Genomic DNA, 12572 nt, shown 5'->3' with positions numbered 1-12572 from the left:
GCGGGCGCATCCGGATGTGGCCGGGGACGTATTCCGCCTACGCGGTCGCGCGCGAGCTGGAGCTGGTCCGCCGGCAGCAGGCCTACGTGACCCAGCAGAAGGAGATCACGCGCCTGGAGGACGCGATCCGGCGCTTCAAGGACCTCGCGCACCGCACCGAGGACAAGCGCTACATCATCCGCGCGCGCAACAAGCAGCGCCAGATCGAGCGGATGGACACGGTGCAGCGCCCGGTGTTCGAACGGCGGAAGATGGGCCTCGCGCTGCGTGCCTCGATGCGCGGCGGCGAGCGCGTGGTGGACCTCCGCGACGTCGAGTTCGATCCGGTGCTGACCGAGGTGAACCTCACGGTCCTGCGCGGCGAGCGCGTCGGCGTGATCGGGCCCAACGGGTCCGGCAAGACGGTGCTCGTCCGGCTGCTGGCCGGCGAGCTGGCACCGACCGGCGGCGAGCGCTGGGCAGGGCCGTCGATCGTCTTCGACCACCTCACCCAGACCGCGGCCGAGCTACCGGGCGACCAGACCGCGATGGACGTCGTCCGCGCCGCGCAGCCGATGACGGAGGAGACGGCCGTGCGGCACCTGATGCGGTTCCTCTTCGACTACGAGCAGGTCCGCCGGCCGATCAGCGCGATGTCGGGCGGCGAGCGCACGCGGCTGCGCTGCCTGCTGCTGATGCTCGGCGGCGCGAACTGCCTGCTGCTCGACGAGCCGACCAACCACCTCGACATCGACGCGGTCGAGACGCTGGAGAAGGCGCTGGAGTCCTTCGACGGCACGGTCATCGCCGTCTCGCACGACCGCTACTTCCTGGACCGGATCGCCGACCGCGTCGTCGAGGTTCGCGACCTCGAGGCGCGCGCCTACGACGGCGGGTTCAGCGACTGGGTCCGCTTCACAGCACGGGCGGATGGCCGCGGAGATAGTCCGCATACGCCATCGGACGCCCGCCCGCCGGCTGGACGGTGACGGGCTCGAAGCCGCCGTCGAGGCCGATCGTGGCCTCGAGGACGCCGAGGTACTGGTCGCCCGGCAGCGCGATGCGCGCGCCGATGTGCGGGTGCAGCGCGCGGACGATCCGCACGTTCTCCTCCGGCGGCCGCGTGAGGTCCAGCGTGCGGTCGGCGGTCGTGAGCTTGTCGGCGTAGGTGATGCCGTCCTCGGGCTGGGGCTCCGCCGTGGGCCGGCGCTCGAGGACGTCGCTGAGCAGCGCCACCGAGACGTCCTGGAGGCGCTGCGCGAGGGCGGCGTAGTCGTCGGACGGCAGGATCGGCTCCGCGCGCTGGGCGTAGACCGGGCCGGCGTCGAGTTCGGCGACCAGGCGCATGATCGAGACGCCGGTCTGGGTGTCGCCGGCCATCATCGCCCGCTCCACCGGCGCGGCGCCGCGCCAGCGCGGCAGCAGCGATGGGTGGACGTTCAGGATGTCGTGGTCGGTGAGCAGCGGCTCCTTGACCAGGGCGCCGAACGCGCACAGGATCACCGCGTCGGGCTGCACCGCGGCGATGCGGGCGCGCGTGTCGTCGTCGTTGACCGTCGCGGGCTGGTCGACCTCGATGCCCAGCTCGCGCGCGGCGACGGCCACGGGCGGCGGGCCGACCTTGCGGCCGCGGCCCTGCTTGGCGTCGGGGCGCGTCACGACCAGCGCGGGGCGGTACGGGCCCTCGGCCAGCCGGCCCAGCACCCCGGCGGCGAAGGCGGACGTGCCCAGATAGACGAGGGAGCCTCGCCCATGGGGCTCGTTCCGTGGCGGCAGCTCGCCCAGGGGCTCGCTCCCGCGGCCGGGGGCCACGTCGTCGTCCATGGGCTACGCGGCGTCGTCCTCGGCGGCCTCGAGGGCCGCGCGCAGGGCGCGCATGCCCTCCTTGCGCTGGTCGCGCGGGGTGCGGTCGAGGATCAGCACGCCGTCGAGGTGGTCCATCTCGTGCTGGATGACCCGCGCCTCGAGGCCGCTGGCCTCGACGAGGATGGCGCCGCCCGACTCGTCCTGGGCGCGGACGCGCACGTGGACGGGACGCTCGACGTCCACGTGGACGGCGGGGAGGCTGAGGCAGCCCTCCTCGGCCCACTCCTCCTCCTTGCTGGACCACTCGAGGACCGGGTTGACCAGCGCGTTGACCGGGCTGTCGGACTCGACGCGGTAGACCAGGACGCGGTGCAGGATGCCAACCTGGGTGGCGGCGAGGCCGATGCCGTAGGCGTCGTGCATCAGCACGCCCATCCTGGCGATCTCGTCGCGCAGCTCGGCGTCGAACCGCACGACCTGGCGGGCCTCGGTCCGCAGCACGGGATCGCCGAACTTGCGGACGTGCGCCAGCGCCGCACGACGGCGTGCGAGGGTCTCGGGATCCAGGGTCGGAGGCTCGGGCGCCTCGTCGAGCTCTTCGTGGTGCTCGGCCACGAGCAGGATGCTAGCCGGGCGTCTGCGCTACTGCGGATCGACGTCCACGCTGAACGCCACGCCCTTGTGCGCCTTGGCCGCACTGACCTCGCGGACCGCCGCGTCGACCTGGTCGATCGCCGAGCGGCGCTCACCGGCCTTCAGCACGACCTGGCTGCGCTCCTTGTCGCGCAGTCGGAAGAGCGGCGCCGGACCGAGCGACGTGGGCAGGCGCGCCTGGATCTCGGTCGCCGCCAGGTGGGTGGCGCCGGCGGCCTCCGAGGAGCACACGATCCGGATCAGCGTCGAGAACGGCGGGTAGCGCAGGAAGCGGCGGCGCTCGAGCTCCTCGGCCAGGAAGCCGTCGCTGTCGTGGCGCGCGGCGTGCGCGATCGCCGACGCGGTCGGGTCGATCGTCTGGACGAGCACCCGTCCGGCGCCGCCGCGGCCCGCACGGCCCGCGAGCTGGGTGACGAGCGCGAACGTCCGCTCCTCGGCCCGGAAGTCCGGGAAGCGCAGGGTCGCGTCGGCGTCGAGCACCACGCCGAGGTCGACGTCGGGGAAGTCGTGGCCCTTGGCGACCACCTGCGTGCCGACGAGGATCGCGGTCTCGGCCCGCTCGAACGCGCTGAGCACGGCGGACGCGTCGCGGATGTCGGCGTCGAGGCGCAGGACCGGCCGGCCCAGCGACGCGAGCTCGTGCTCCAGCCGCTCGGTCCCCGCGCCGTGGCGCGCGATGGACACCGAGCCGCAGTCGGGGCAGGCGCTCGGCACGCGCTCGCGGTGGCCGCAGTGGTGGCAGGCGACCGCGCCCTGGTCGCGGTGCAGGATCAGCGCGACGTCGCAGTGCGGGCACTCCCAGACCCGCCCGCACGAGCGGCACGTCAGGAAGTTCGACCAGCCGCGGCGGTTGAGCAGGACGATCGCCTTGCGCGAGTCCACGAGCGCCTCGTGCGTCCGCGGGTGCACCGCGCCGGGCGCCTCCTTGAGGTCGATGATCTCGACCGGCGGCAGCGGCGCGCCGTCGACGCGGCGCGGCAGCCGGATGCGCCGCAGCGCGTGGATCGACTCGGGCCGCGGCGTCGCGCTGCCGACGAGCAGCACCGCGCCGTGCTGGGCGGCGCGCTTCTCGGCGACGAGCCGCGCGTCGTAGCGGGGATCGCCCTCGTTCTTGTAGGACCCGTCGTGCTCCTCGTCGACGACCACGAGCCCGAGGTGGTCGATCGGGGCGAAGACCGCGCTGCGCGGGCCGACGCACACGCGCGCCTGCCCCGAGCGGAGGCGGCGCCACTCGTCGTAGCGCTCCCCCGCCCCGAGCTTGGAGTGCAGCACCGCGACCGTCTCGCCGAAGCGCGCGGCGAAGCGGTCGATCATCTGCGGCGTCAGGCCGATCTCGGGCACGAGGATCAGCACGCCGCGGCCGCGCTCCAGCGTCTCGGCGGCTGCGCGCAGGTAGACCTCGGTCTTGCCCGAGCCGGTGACGCCGTGCAGCAGCAGGCGCTCGGGGTCGCGCGACCGGCCGGCGGCCAGCACCTCGTTCAGCGCGGCCTGCTGGTCGGAGGTCAGCCGCGGCTGGGCGCGGCGCGTGCCGATCGCGGTGTGCTGCGGCGCGCGGCGGCGCCCGCGCGGGCCGATCTCCACGAGGCCGCGGGCCTCGAGCCGCCGCAGCGAGCCGAGGTCGGCGCCGGCGAAGCGCGGCAGCGCCTGCAGCAGCGCGCCCTGCTTGGCGGTCAGCCGCAGCGCGGTGCTGCGCAGGTGCGCCTCGTCGGCGATCGCGGCCTCGCCGTCCTCGGTGCGCTGCGCCCACAGCTGGACCTTCTCGCGCGCGCCGCGCGGCGGCAGGAGCAGCGACAGCGCCCGTGCGGGCGTCGAGGCGTACTCGCGGGCCAGCCAGAGCCCGAGGTCGACGAGGTCGGCCGGCAGCGCGTCGGGCAGCACCCGCAGCGGCGTGACGAGCCGGTGCTCGGACTCCTCGGCCAGGCCCGTGACGACCGCGGTGAGCCGCTGGCGACCGAACGGCACCTCCAGCAGCGAGCCGACGTCGGTCCCGTGCGGGCGCACGTAGTCGAACGGCCCGCGCAGCGCACGGGCCGTCGTGAGCGGCTCCACTTGGACGATGGGATGCGACACGGAGAGACGTCGAGGATAGGCTCCGGACACCATGGACCTGCATCCCGGGGAAGAGATCGTGTTCGACGGCCACCCGTCGTGGCGTGGCGTGCTCAGCTTCTACCTCAAGGGCCTGGGCATCGCGATCGTCGTCGGCGCCATCGTCCTGCTCGCGGCGACGCTGGCGCTCGGCATCGTCGCGTTCGTCGTGATCATGGCGCTGGTGATCGTGGCCGGCCTGATCGTGCGCGCGGCCACCGACTACACGATCACCACCGAGCGCCTGCGCATCCGCCGGGGCATCCTGTCCAAGCACGTCCAGCAGACGAGCATCGACCGCGTGCAGAACGTCAACACCGAGCAGACGCTCATCGATCGCTTCCTCCGCGTCGGCAAGGTCGACTTCGACACCGCCGGCACCGACGACTCGGACTTCACCTTCGACGGCGTCGCCGGCCCCGACCGGGTCGTCGCGGCCGTGGACCGCGCCCGGCGCGCCCACGACCGCTCGGCGCAGTCCCCGCCGTCGCTCTGAGCAGCGGTTGCCGAGGGTCCGGCCTGGCATCGGCCGGAGGACCGGTCGCGAATGGCCTTGAGCCCAGCGGGCACGGGACGCGGCGCGCGGCAAGCTCCGCAGCGGTCCCATGCACGGAGCAGGCAATGCCTTCACCTTCTGACCTGGACGCCCTGCAGCGGCGCGTCCTCGGCCTCTCGCCCGAGCCGGCCGCTCGGTTGGACAGCCCCTACTGGATCTCGAACGAGGCCTATGGGGCGCTTCGCCACGTCCTGCACGACGTGGGCGGCCAGCCCGACGCCCCGGTCCCGTATGTGGACAAAGAGGAGGAGGACTGGGAGCTGCGCACCTACGTCTTGTGCGAGGTGCTCGCGTGGCGAGGGGTGTGGAACGCCGAGGTCCGCCGCCGGAGGGAGAACGACCTCGGCGCGACGTTGTACCTCGGCCTTCCCTACTACGCCCGCTGGCTCTCGGTCGCGGCCAAGACGCTCCTCGACAAGGGCCTGATCTCGGTCGACGAGCTGGCGGCCAAGATCGACGCCGTCCGAGCGCGCAAGGAGGCCGGCTCGTGAGCCGGTTCGAGATCGGCGATCGCGTCACCGTGCGCGAGGCGACGACGCTGTTTCACCATCGGACGCAGGCCTACACCCGTGGTCGCACCGGCGTGGTGGTCGAGCACCGGCCGGAGTGGCTGATCCCGGAGCACGAGGCGTGGCAGCTCGAGGACGGGCGCGTGGAGCCGTTCTACGTCGTGCGCTTCCATCAGCGCGATCTGTGGCCGGACTACACGGGGCTGGAGCTGGACACGTTGGAGACCGAGGTGGCCGAAGGCTGGCTCGACCCGGCTGGGGAGGTGACGCAGTGAGCCACGATCACGATCACGCCCACCACGCGCCGATCGAGGCCGCGGACGAGGTCAGCGAGTTCGACGTGCTCGAGACCGCGATCCGCGAGCTGGCGATCGAGAAGGGCCTGTTCTCGCGCGAGGACCACCGCCGCTTCACGGAATGGGCGGAGCGCATCGGCCCGCACGGAGGCGCGCGCATGGTGGCGCGGGCCTGGCTCGACCCGGAGTTCAAGCGGCGCCTGCTGGCCGACGGCACCGAGACCTCGAAGGAGGTCGGGATCAACTGGCTCGATCCGACCGGCACGGGGACCCCGAGCGACAACACCTACTTCTACGTGCTCGAGAACACGCCCGCGGTCCACAACGTGATCGTGTGCACGCTCTGCTCCTGCTACCCGCGGCCCGTCCTCGGCCAGGCGCCGGAGTGGTACAAGACCCCGCATTACCGGCGTCGCGTCGTCCGCTGGCCGCGCGAGGTGCTGGCCGAGTTCGGGCTGCACGTCCCCCTCGACGTCGAAGTGCGCGTGCACGACTCCAACCAGAAGTCGCGCTTCATGGTCCTGCCGATGCGGCCCGAGGGCACGGAAGGCTGGACCGAGGATCAGCTCGCGGCCATCGTGACCCGCGACACGATGATCGGCGTCGCGCTGCCCCGCGCCGGCTGGACCGGCGACCGCTCGCCGGCCGCGACCCCGCGAGCATGAGCATGAGCATCGACGACCAGCGCTACCCCGTCCTCATGGCCACGCTGCGAAGGGCCGACCCGGCGCCGCCGGAGCCGGATCGCACGCCGGCCCCGTGGGAGGCCAACCTGCAAGCGACGTGCGAGTGCCTGTCCTGGCGCGGAACGCTCGACACCCTCGAGCGGCGCCACGCCGAGGACACGCTCGGAGCCACCACCTACGCCGACTTCCCCGCCCACGCGCGCGCCGCGGTCGTGACCGCGCATGCGCTCCTGGAGCAGGGCGAGATCTCCGAGCGTGAGCTCGAGACCAAGATGAACGACGTGCGCGCGCGCTTCCAGCAAGCGTGAGCGCCGACCAGAGGAGCGTCTCATGTCAGATGTGCTGGCCACCGCGGCCGTTCCCGAAGCGGCCCATCCCCCGTCGATCGAGCTCCGTGAGCTGTGGCCGTGGGCCGTGTTCGCGGGCGCGCTGCTGCTCGTCCTGCTGTATCTCGTCGGCGTCGACCAGGGGGCGGCCTCGGTCATCCCCGGACGGCTGCTGCACGAGTACGTCCACGACGGACGGCATCTGCTCGCCTTCCCCTGCCACTGACGGAGCCGAGCTGCATGTTGCGCAATCTGCTGATCTGGGGGCTGATCGCCGGGGCCTGCGCCGGGCTGCTCGCGACGGGGTTCGCGGAGTTGGCGGGCGAGCCCTCGATCGGCCAGGCGATCTCGTTCGAGGCCCGCCAGGCCCAGGCGGCGGGCGAGATGCCCGAGCCCGAGCTGGTGTCCCGCGGCGTCCAGAAGACCGCCGGCCTCCTCACCGCCGCCGTGGTCTACGGCGTTGCCCTCGGTGGGCTGTTCGCGCTCGCCTTCGGCTACGTCTACGGCCGGGTGGGCCGCACGAGTCCAGGACGGACGGCGCTCTGGCTCGCGGCCTCGGCGTTCGCGGTGCTCTTCCTCGTGCCGTTCCTCAAATACCCCGCGAACCCTCCAGGGATCGGGAGTCACGAGACCATCGGCGACCGCACGCTGCTGCAGCTGGCGATGATGGCCGTCTCCCTGCTGGCGGCGATCGCGGCGGTGCGACTCCGGCGAGCAGCGTCCGCGCACGTCTCGCCGGCCAGCGCCACGGCGATCTCCGGCGCGGCCTACGTCGGGATCGTCGTGGTCGCGGGGCTGGCGATGCCCGCGGTGGACGAGGTTCCCCGCGCGTTTCCGGGGACCACGCTGTGGCAGTTCCGGCAGGCCTCGGTCGGGATGAGCGCCGTCCTCTGGGCGACGATCGGCCTGGTCTTCGCCGCCGCCGTGCCACGGGTGATGGCCGGCCGGCCGGTGCTCGCGCGATCCGGGCACCGGCGCCAGGCCGCGGCGCAACGAGGCTGACGCGGCCGGTGGGCCGGAACGGCGGAGGGCGGCCCGCGGGCCGCCCTCCGTCCTGCAGCTGGTGCTACGCCGTGGCCGGCGCGCTGAGCCCGGCGTCGGCGGCGAGCGCCGCAGCCTTGTCGGTGCGCTCCCACGTGAAGTCGTGGTCGTCGCGCCCGAAGTGGCCGTAGGCGGCGGTCTTCTGGTAGATCGGGCGGTGCAGGTCCAGCGTCACGCGGAACGCGCCGGGACGCAGGTCGAAGTGCCGGTCGACGAGCTCGGCGATCTTGCCGCGGCCGATCTTCTCGGTCCCGAACGTCTCGACGAGCACCGACACCGGGTGCGCCACGCCGATGGCGTAGGCGACCTGGACCTCGGCGCGGTCGGCGAGGCCGGCGGCGACGAGGTTCTTGGCGACCCAGCGCGCGGCGTAGGCGGCCGAGCGGTCGACCTTCGACGGGTCCTTGCCCGAGAACGCGCCGCCGCCGTGACGGGCCATGCCGCCGTAGGTGTCGACGATGATCTTGCGGCCGGTCAGGCCCGCGTCGCCCACCGGGCCGCCGATGACGAAGCGCCCGGTCGGGTTGACCAGGAACTCGCGCCGCAGCTTGCCGGCGTCGTAGAGGTCCTTGGGCAGGATCGGCTCGACGACGTGCTCCCAGAGGTCGTCCGGGATGAGCGACTCGGCGCCCTCCTTGTGCTGGGTGGAGATCAGGAGCTTCTCGATCTCGACGGGCACGCCGTCGCGGTAGCGGACGGAGACCTGCGTCTTGCCGTCCGGGCGCAGGTACGGGAGCACCTCGGACTTGCGGACGTCGGCGAGGCGCTTGGCCAGCTTGTGGGCCAGCGCGATCGGCAGCGGCATCAGCTCGGGCGTCTCGTTGGACGCGTAGCCGAACATCATGCCCTGGTCGCCGGCGCCGGCCACGTCGAGCGCGTCGTCGTCGGAGGGGTCGGTGCGGGCCTCGTAGGCCTGGTCGACGCCCTGCGCGATGTCGGGCGACTGCTTGTCGATCGCGTTGAGGACGGCGCACGAGTCGGCCGAGAAGCCGAGGTCGGCGTCCACGTAGCCGATCTTGCGGATCGTCTCGCGGGCGATCTCCTGGATGTCGACGTAGGTCTCGGTGGAGATCTCGCCGGACACGACCACGAGGCCCGTGTTGACGAGGGTCTCGCAGGCGACACGGCCCGTCGGGTCGTCTCGCAGGACCGCGTCGAGGACGCCGTCCGAGATCTGGTCGGCAACCTTGTCGGGGTGACCTTCGGTCACGGACTCGGAGGTGAAGAGGTACTCGTTGTCGGCGTAGCTCATAAGGTGATGAGGAGCGTGATCTCCGCGGTCGATTCGCTGTCGTTGCCGGACGTGTGCGCGCCGATGGCGCGCACCTTCGAAAGGTCGCCCTTGGCCGCCTGATAGGCACCGGATTGGCCAAGCCCCGTCTGCTCGCCCAGCGTGAGCAGCCTGCTGAAGTTCAGGAAGAGTAGCGAGGAGATCGATTCAGGGTGATTCCCGACCGCCTTTGACCATTGGTCGGTGTCGGTGAGCCGGTCGCCGCCGGCCTTGACGGCGGCGATCCCCTTCGGGTCGGTCGACACGGCGACCTTGCCGTCCCAGACCGCCGTCGAGAAGCTCTTGCGCACCGCGGCGGGCAGGCCGGCCAGGGTCTTGCGCGTGGCGGCCTCGTCCTTGGCGGCGGCCAGGATCGTCAGCACGGGCGCTGGAGCGGCGGAGGTCAGGACGATCGCGGCCTCCCCGGGGAAGACCTGCTTGAGCGGCTTGTCGAGCTTGCCGATCAGCGGCTTGAGCTGGGCGGAGCTGCTGCCCGCGGCGGCCAGGATGCGCTGCAGGGCGGGCGCGAGGTTGCTCACGCCGAGGTAGGCCATGGCCGTCGCGGGGACCTGGTCGGCCAGGGTCGGGGTGAACTTCGTGAAGCCCGAAGCGGTGCTGCGCGCGATCTTCGGGTCGAGCTGCGACTTGACCACGAGGCGCGCGCGGTCGCCGGCGGCGCTGAGGCCGAAGGCCGCGCCCCGCAGCGCGGGCTGGTCGAACAGCGTGCCGACGGCGCCGAGCAGGCCGCCCTGCGGCGCGAGCAGGCGGCGCACGCCGTCGCGCGAGACCCAGCCGTCGACCACGCGATCGGCCGGCAGCTCGCCGAAGGCCTTCTTCGGGCCGGCGGCGGCCGCCAGCGACGCGCCGTCGCCCCGGTGCAGCTTCTCGGCCAGCGCGAGGCTCTCGGGCTGCCCGATCGCCAGGAACGTCCCGACGTACTCAGAGCTCAGGGAGCCGCAGCCGCGCTGCTTGGTGCCGGGGTGCTCGGCGCCCGTGTCGACGAGCACGAGCGAGTTGGCGGTCTTGCCGGCGCCGGTGTCGAAGATCGCCAGCGCGGCCTCGTCGGCGGTCTTCAGCGCCTTGGCCGCGACGTCGCAGCCCGGCGCCTGGAGGCGCTTGACGATCCCGTCGCGCAGCGCAGACCAGCTGGGGAAGGCGTCGGCGACCTTGGCGGCCGCCGCCGTCGCGGAGCGGTCGCGGTCGGTCGAGAGGTGGACGTAGACCAGCGCGTCGGCGGGCACGAGCCATGCCGCGCCGCTGGCGGGCGCGGACCCCGACGCGCCGTCGCCGCTGCCGCCCAGGACCACGGCCAGGGCGACCACCACGACGGCGACCGCGCCGCGGATCGCGTGCTGGGCCCTAGGTGACTGTGTCGCTACGGCACCCCTATCGGCTGTCGTCACGTCTGCTCTTGCGCTCGTTGAAGTCGATGATCAGCGGGATCCCGTCCATGCCGAATCGCTGCCGCAGACGATTCTCGACGAAATAGGCGTAGTCGCGCGTCACTCGGTTGCGGCTGTTGATCTGGATGGCGAACCGTGGAGGGCGCGTCTCGTACTGCGCCATGTACAGCAGCCGCAGCCGGCTGCCCTGCTTGGCGGGCGGCTGGCGCTCCTGGACGACCTCGCCGATGAAGCGGTTGAGCTGCGGCGTCGGGATGCGCGTGAGCATCCGGTCGCCGAGGATGATCGCCTCCTTGAGCAGGCGATCGACGTTGCGGCCGCTCTTGGCCGACACCGTCAGGACCTTCGGGCGCAGGCGCAGCTTGTTGTTGACCCGCGCGCGCTCGTGGTCGAGGTCGGCCTCCTCCATGGGCGCGACGTCCCACTTGTTGAGCACGAGCGCCGTGGCCGTGCCGGCCTTCATCGCCAGCTCGGCGACGCGCAGGTCCTGCGCGGTGACGCCGTCGTGCGCGTCGCAGATGACCAGCGCGACGTCGGCGCGCTCGACCGCCCGCTGCGAGCGCAGGGTCGTGTAGTACTCGACCGACTCGCTGACCTTGGACTGCCGGCGCATGCCGGCGGTGTCGACGATGATGACGCGCCGCCCGTCGATCTCCATCGGCAGGTCGATCGCGTCGCGCGTCGTGCCCGCGACCTCGCTGACGATGACGCGGTCGGACTTGAGGAACTTGTTGACCAGCGACGACTTGCCGACGTTCGGCCGGCCGATCAGCGCCAGCCGGATGATGTCGTCGTCCTCGGGCTCGAAGTCGCCCTCCGGCAGGAGGTCGACGACGCGGTCGAGGAGGTCGCCGGTGCCGAGGCCCTGCGTGGCCGAGACGGCCATCGGGTCGCCCAGGCCCAAGGTGTAGAACTCGGTGGCCTGCGGGACGTCCTTGACGGAGTCGACCTTGTTGGCGGCGATGACGACCGGCTTCTTCCAGCGGCGCAGCAGGTCGGCGAGCTCCTCGTCGCCGGGCCGCGCGCCCGCCTGGGCGTCGACCACGAAGATCGCGAGGTCGGCGTCGGCCATCGCGGCCTGCGCCTGCTCGCGGATCGAGCCCGCCAGCGGATCGTCGTCGAAGAAGTCCATGCCGCCGGTGTCGATCAGCGTGAAGCGCCGGCCGTTCCACTCGCAGGCCACGTCGTGGCGGTCGCGCGTGATCCCGGCGTCCTCGTGGACGACCGCGATGCGCGACTCGCTCAGCCGGTTGACCAGCGAGGACTTGCCGACGTTGGGATAGCCGATCACGGCCACCTTGGGTCCTGTACCGCTCACTGTCGTACCCGCTCCACGATCCGTTGGACGACCTCGTCGATCGAGAGGCCGGTGGTGTCCAGGAGCTCGGCGCCGGGCGCCGGCTCGAGGGTGCTGCGGCCGTGGCCGGTGTCGCGCTGGTCGCGCATCGCCAGCTCCTGGGCGACGACGTGCGCGTCGGCGCCCAGCTCGGCGGCGCGGCGGCGCGCCCGCTCCTGCGGTGAGGCGGTCAGGAAGACCTTGACCTCGGCGTCGGGCGCGACGACGGTCGCGATGTCACGGCCCTCGGCTACCCAGTCGCCGCCGGCGATCAGCGCGCGCTGCCGGGCGACGAGCGCCTCCCGGACGTCGGGCCGCGCGGCGACCTCGGAGGCCTTCTCGCTGACCTCGCGCGTGCGGATCGCGTCGCTGACGTCCTCGCCGTCGCACAGGACGCGATCGCCGTCGAAGGCGATGTCGAGGGTCGCCACATCGCGCGGCCAGGCCAGCGCGGCGCAGCGATACATGGCCCCGGTGTCGAGGTAGGTGAACCCGAGCGCGCGCGCAACGGCGCGCGCCACGGTGGACTTGCCGGCTCCGGCAGGCCCGTCGATGGCGACTAGCACAGCCCGCCAGGGTAGGGCGCGGCCACCTGGTGTGGCATCCTCCGCAAAGTCATGCG

Annotated in this window: 15 protein-coding genes; 8 read left to right on the top strand and 7 right to left on the bottom strand. The window is 72.6% G+C overall.

Annotation, left to right across the window (positions count from 1 at the left end; genetic code table 11):
• The coding region (locus VK501_RS17445) for an ATP-binding cassette domain-containing protein (RefSeq protein WP_324339566.1) at nt 1-968 on the top strand (968 nt) is incomplete at its 5' end.
• Here VK501_RS17445 and VK501_RS17440 read toward each other — a convergent pair.
• From VK501_RS17440 to priA, 3 genes are read right to left on the bottom strand one after another with little or no spacing between them, the layout of a single operon-like run.
• Nucleotides 895-1803 carry a methionyl-tRNA formyltransferase gene (locus tag VK501_RS17440; RefSeq protein WP_324339564.1) on the bottom strand — a complete coding sequence of 303 codons (909 nt, stop codon included), beginning with the start codon at nt 1801-1803 and terminating at the stop codon, nt 895-897. The genes VK501_RS17445 and VK501_RS17440 overlap by 74 nt on opposite strands.
• Nucleotides 1804-1806: 3 nt before the next feature.
• A complete protein-coding gene (def, locus tag VK501_RS17435) occupies nt 1807-2400 on the bottom strand; it encodes a peptide deformylase (RefSeq protein ID WP_324339562.1) in 594 nt (197 codons plus the stop codon).
• A gap of 27 nt (nt 2401-2427) precedes the next feature.
• A complete protein-coding gene (gene priA, locus VK501_RS17430) occupies nt 2428-4509 on the bottom strand; it encodes a replication restart helicase PriA (protein WP_324339560.1) in 2082 nt (693 codons plus the stop codon).
• Between the two features lie 31 nt (nt 4510-4540).
• Here priA and VK501_RS17425 point away from each other — a divergent pair, with 31 nt between their 5' ends.
• The 7 genes from VK501_RS17425 to VK501_RS17395 all read left to right on the top strand — a co-directional run bounded on the left by VK501_RS17425 (nt 4541) and on the right by VK501_RS17395 (nt 7902).
• Nucleotides 4541-5023 carry a PH domain-containing protein gene (locus VK501_RS17425; RefSeq protein ID WP_324339558.1) on the top strand — a complete coding sequence of 161 codons (483 nt, stop codon included), beginning with the start codon at nt 4541-4543 and terminating at the stop codon, nt 5021-5023.
• Between the two features lie 125 nt (nt 5024-5148).
• Nucleotides 5149-5574 carry a hypothetical protein gene (locus VK501_RS17420; protein ID WP_324339556.1) on the top strand — a complete coding sequence of 142 codons (426 nt, stop codon included), beginning with the start codon at nt 5149-5151 and terminating at the stop codon, nt 5572-5574.
• Nucleotides 5571-5867 (top strand): SH3-like domain-containing protein, encoded by a 297-nt coding sequence (locus VK501_RS17415; RefSeq protein WP_324339554.1) that lies wholly within the window; start codon nt 5571-5573, stop codon nt 5865-5867. The genes VK501_RS17420 and VK501_RS17415 overlap by 4 nt, the downstream gene beginning before the upstream one ends.
• The gene (gene scnC, locus VK501_RS17410; RefSeq protein ID WP_324339552.1) at nt 5864-6553 is read left to right on the top strand and encodes a thiocyanate hydrolase subunit gamma; all 690 of its coding nucleotides are present in this window, start codon (nt 5864-5866) and stop codon (nt 6551-6553) included. The genes VK501_RS17415 and scnC overlap by 4 nt, the downstream gene beginning before the upstream one ends.
• Before the next feature lie 2 nt (nt 6554-6555).
• Nucleotides 6556-6882: a hypothetical protein gene (locus VK501_RS17405; protein WP_324339550.1), complete on the top strand. Its 327-nt coding sequence runs from the start codon at nt 6556-6558 to the stop codon at nt 6880-6882.
• Between the two features lie 22 nt (nt 6883-6904).
• Nucleotides 6905-7126 carry a CbtB domain-containing protein gene (locus VK501_RS17400; RefSeq protein WP_324339548.1) on the top strand — a complete coding sequence of 74 codons (222 nt, stop codon included), beginning with the start codon at nt 6905-6907 and terminating at the stop codon, nt 7124-7126.
• Nucleotides 7127-7140: 14 nt separating this feature from the next.
• The gene (locus tag VK501_RS17395) at nt 7141-7902 is read left to right on the top strand and encodes a CbtA family protein (RefSeq protein WP_324339546.1); all 762 of its coding nucleotides are present in this window, start codon (nt 7141-7143) and stop codon (nt 7900-7902) included.
• A 64-nt stretch (nt 7903-7966) separates the two neighbouring features.
• Here VK501_RS17395 and metK read toward each other — a convergent pair whose 3' ends face one another.
• The 4 genes from metK to cmk form a co-directional block, all read right to left on the bottom strand.
• Nucleotides 7967-9193, bottom strand: coding sequence for a methionine adenosyltransferase (gene metK / locus VK501_RS17390; protein ID WP_324339544.1), 1227 nt, complete (start codon nt 9191-9193; stop codon nt 7967-7969).
• Nucleotides 9190-10536, bottom strand: a complete 1347-nt coding sequence (locus tag VK501_RS17385; protein WP_324339542.1) for a hypothetical protein — start codon at nt 10534-10536, stop codon at nt 9190-9192. The genes metK and VK501_RS17385 overlap by 4 nt, the downstream gene beginning before the upstream one ends.
• Before the next feature lie 61 nt (nt 10537-10597).
• Nucleotides 10598-11911, bottom strand: a complete 1314-nt coding sequence (gene der, locus VK501_RS17380; RefSeq protein ID WP_324339540.1) for a ribosome biogenesis GTPase Der — start codon at nt 11909-11911, stop codon at nt 10598-10600.
• A 17-nt stretch (nt 11912-11928) separates the two neighbouring features.
• A complete protein-coding gene (cmk, locus tag VK501_RS17375) occupies nt 11929-12516 on the bottom strand; it encodes a (d)CMP kinase (protein ID WP_324339538.1) in 588 nt (195 codons plus the stop codon).
• Nucleotides 12517-12572 lie beyond the last annotated feature (56 nt).

Origin of the sequence: Baekduia sp. (assembly GCF_035318805.1) — a bacterium.
Lineage (GTDB): Bacteria > Actinomycetota > Thermoleophilia > Solirubrobacterales > Solirubrobacteraceae > Baekduia.
Note: the sequence above shows the minus strand (reverse complement) of the source record. Positions and strands in the feature narration are given on the sequence as shown.

Bases quoted from the DNA above. Each gene is read 5' to 3' on its own strand.
- VK501_RS17440 (WP_324339564.1), bottom strand. From the start codon at position 1,803: ATGGACGACGACGTGGCCCCCGGCCGCGGGAGCGAGCCCCTGGGCGAG.
- VK501_RS17425 (WP_324339558.1), top strand. From the start codon at position 4,541: ATGGACCTGCATCCCGGGGAAGAGATCGTGTTCGACGGCCACCCGTCG.
- VK501_RS17420 (WP_324339556.1), top strand. From the start codon at position 5,149: ATGCCTTCACCTTCTGACCTGGACGCCCTGCAGCGGCGCGTCCTCGGC.
- VK501_RS17405 (WP_324339550.1), top strand. From the start codon at position 6,556: ATGAGCATCGACGACCAGCGCTACCCCGTCCTCATGGCCACGCTGCGA.
- VK501_RS17400 (WP_324339548.1), top strand. From the start codon at position 6,905: ATGTCAGATGTGCTGGCCACCGCGGCCGTTCCCGAAGCGGCCCATCCC.
- VK501_RS17395 (WP_324339546.1), top strand. From the start codon at position 7,141: ATGTTGCGCAATCTGCTGATCTGGGGGCTGATCGCCGGGGCCTGCGCC.
- metK (WP_324339544.1), bottom strand. From the start codon at position 9,193: ATGAGCTACGCCGACAACGAGTACCTCTTCACCTCCGAGTCCGTGACC.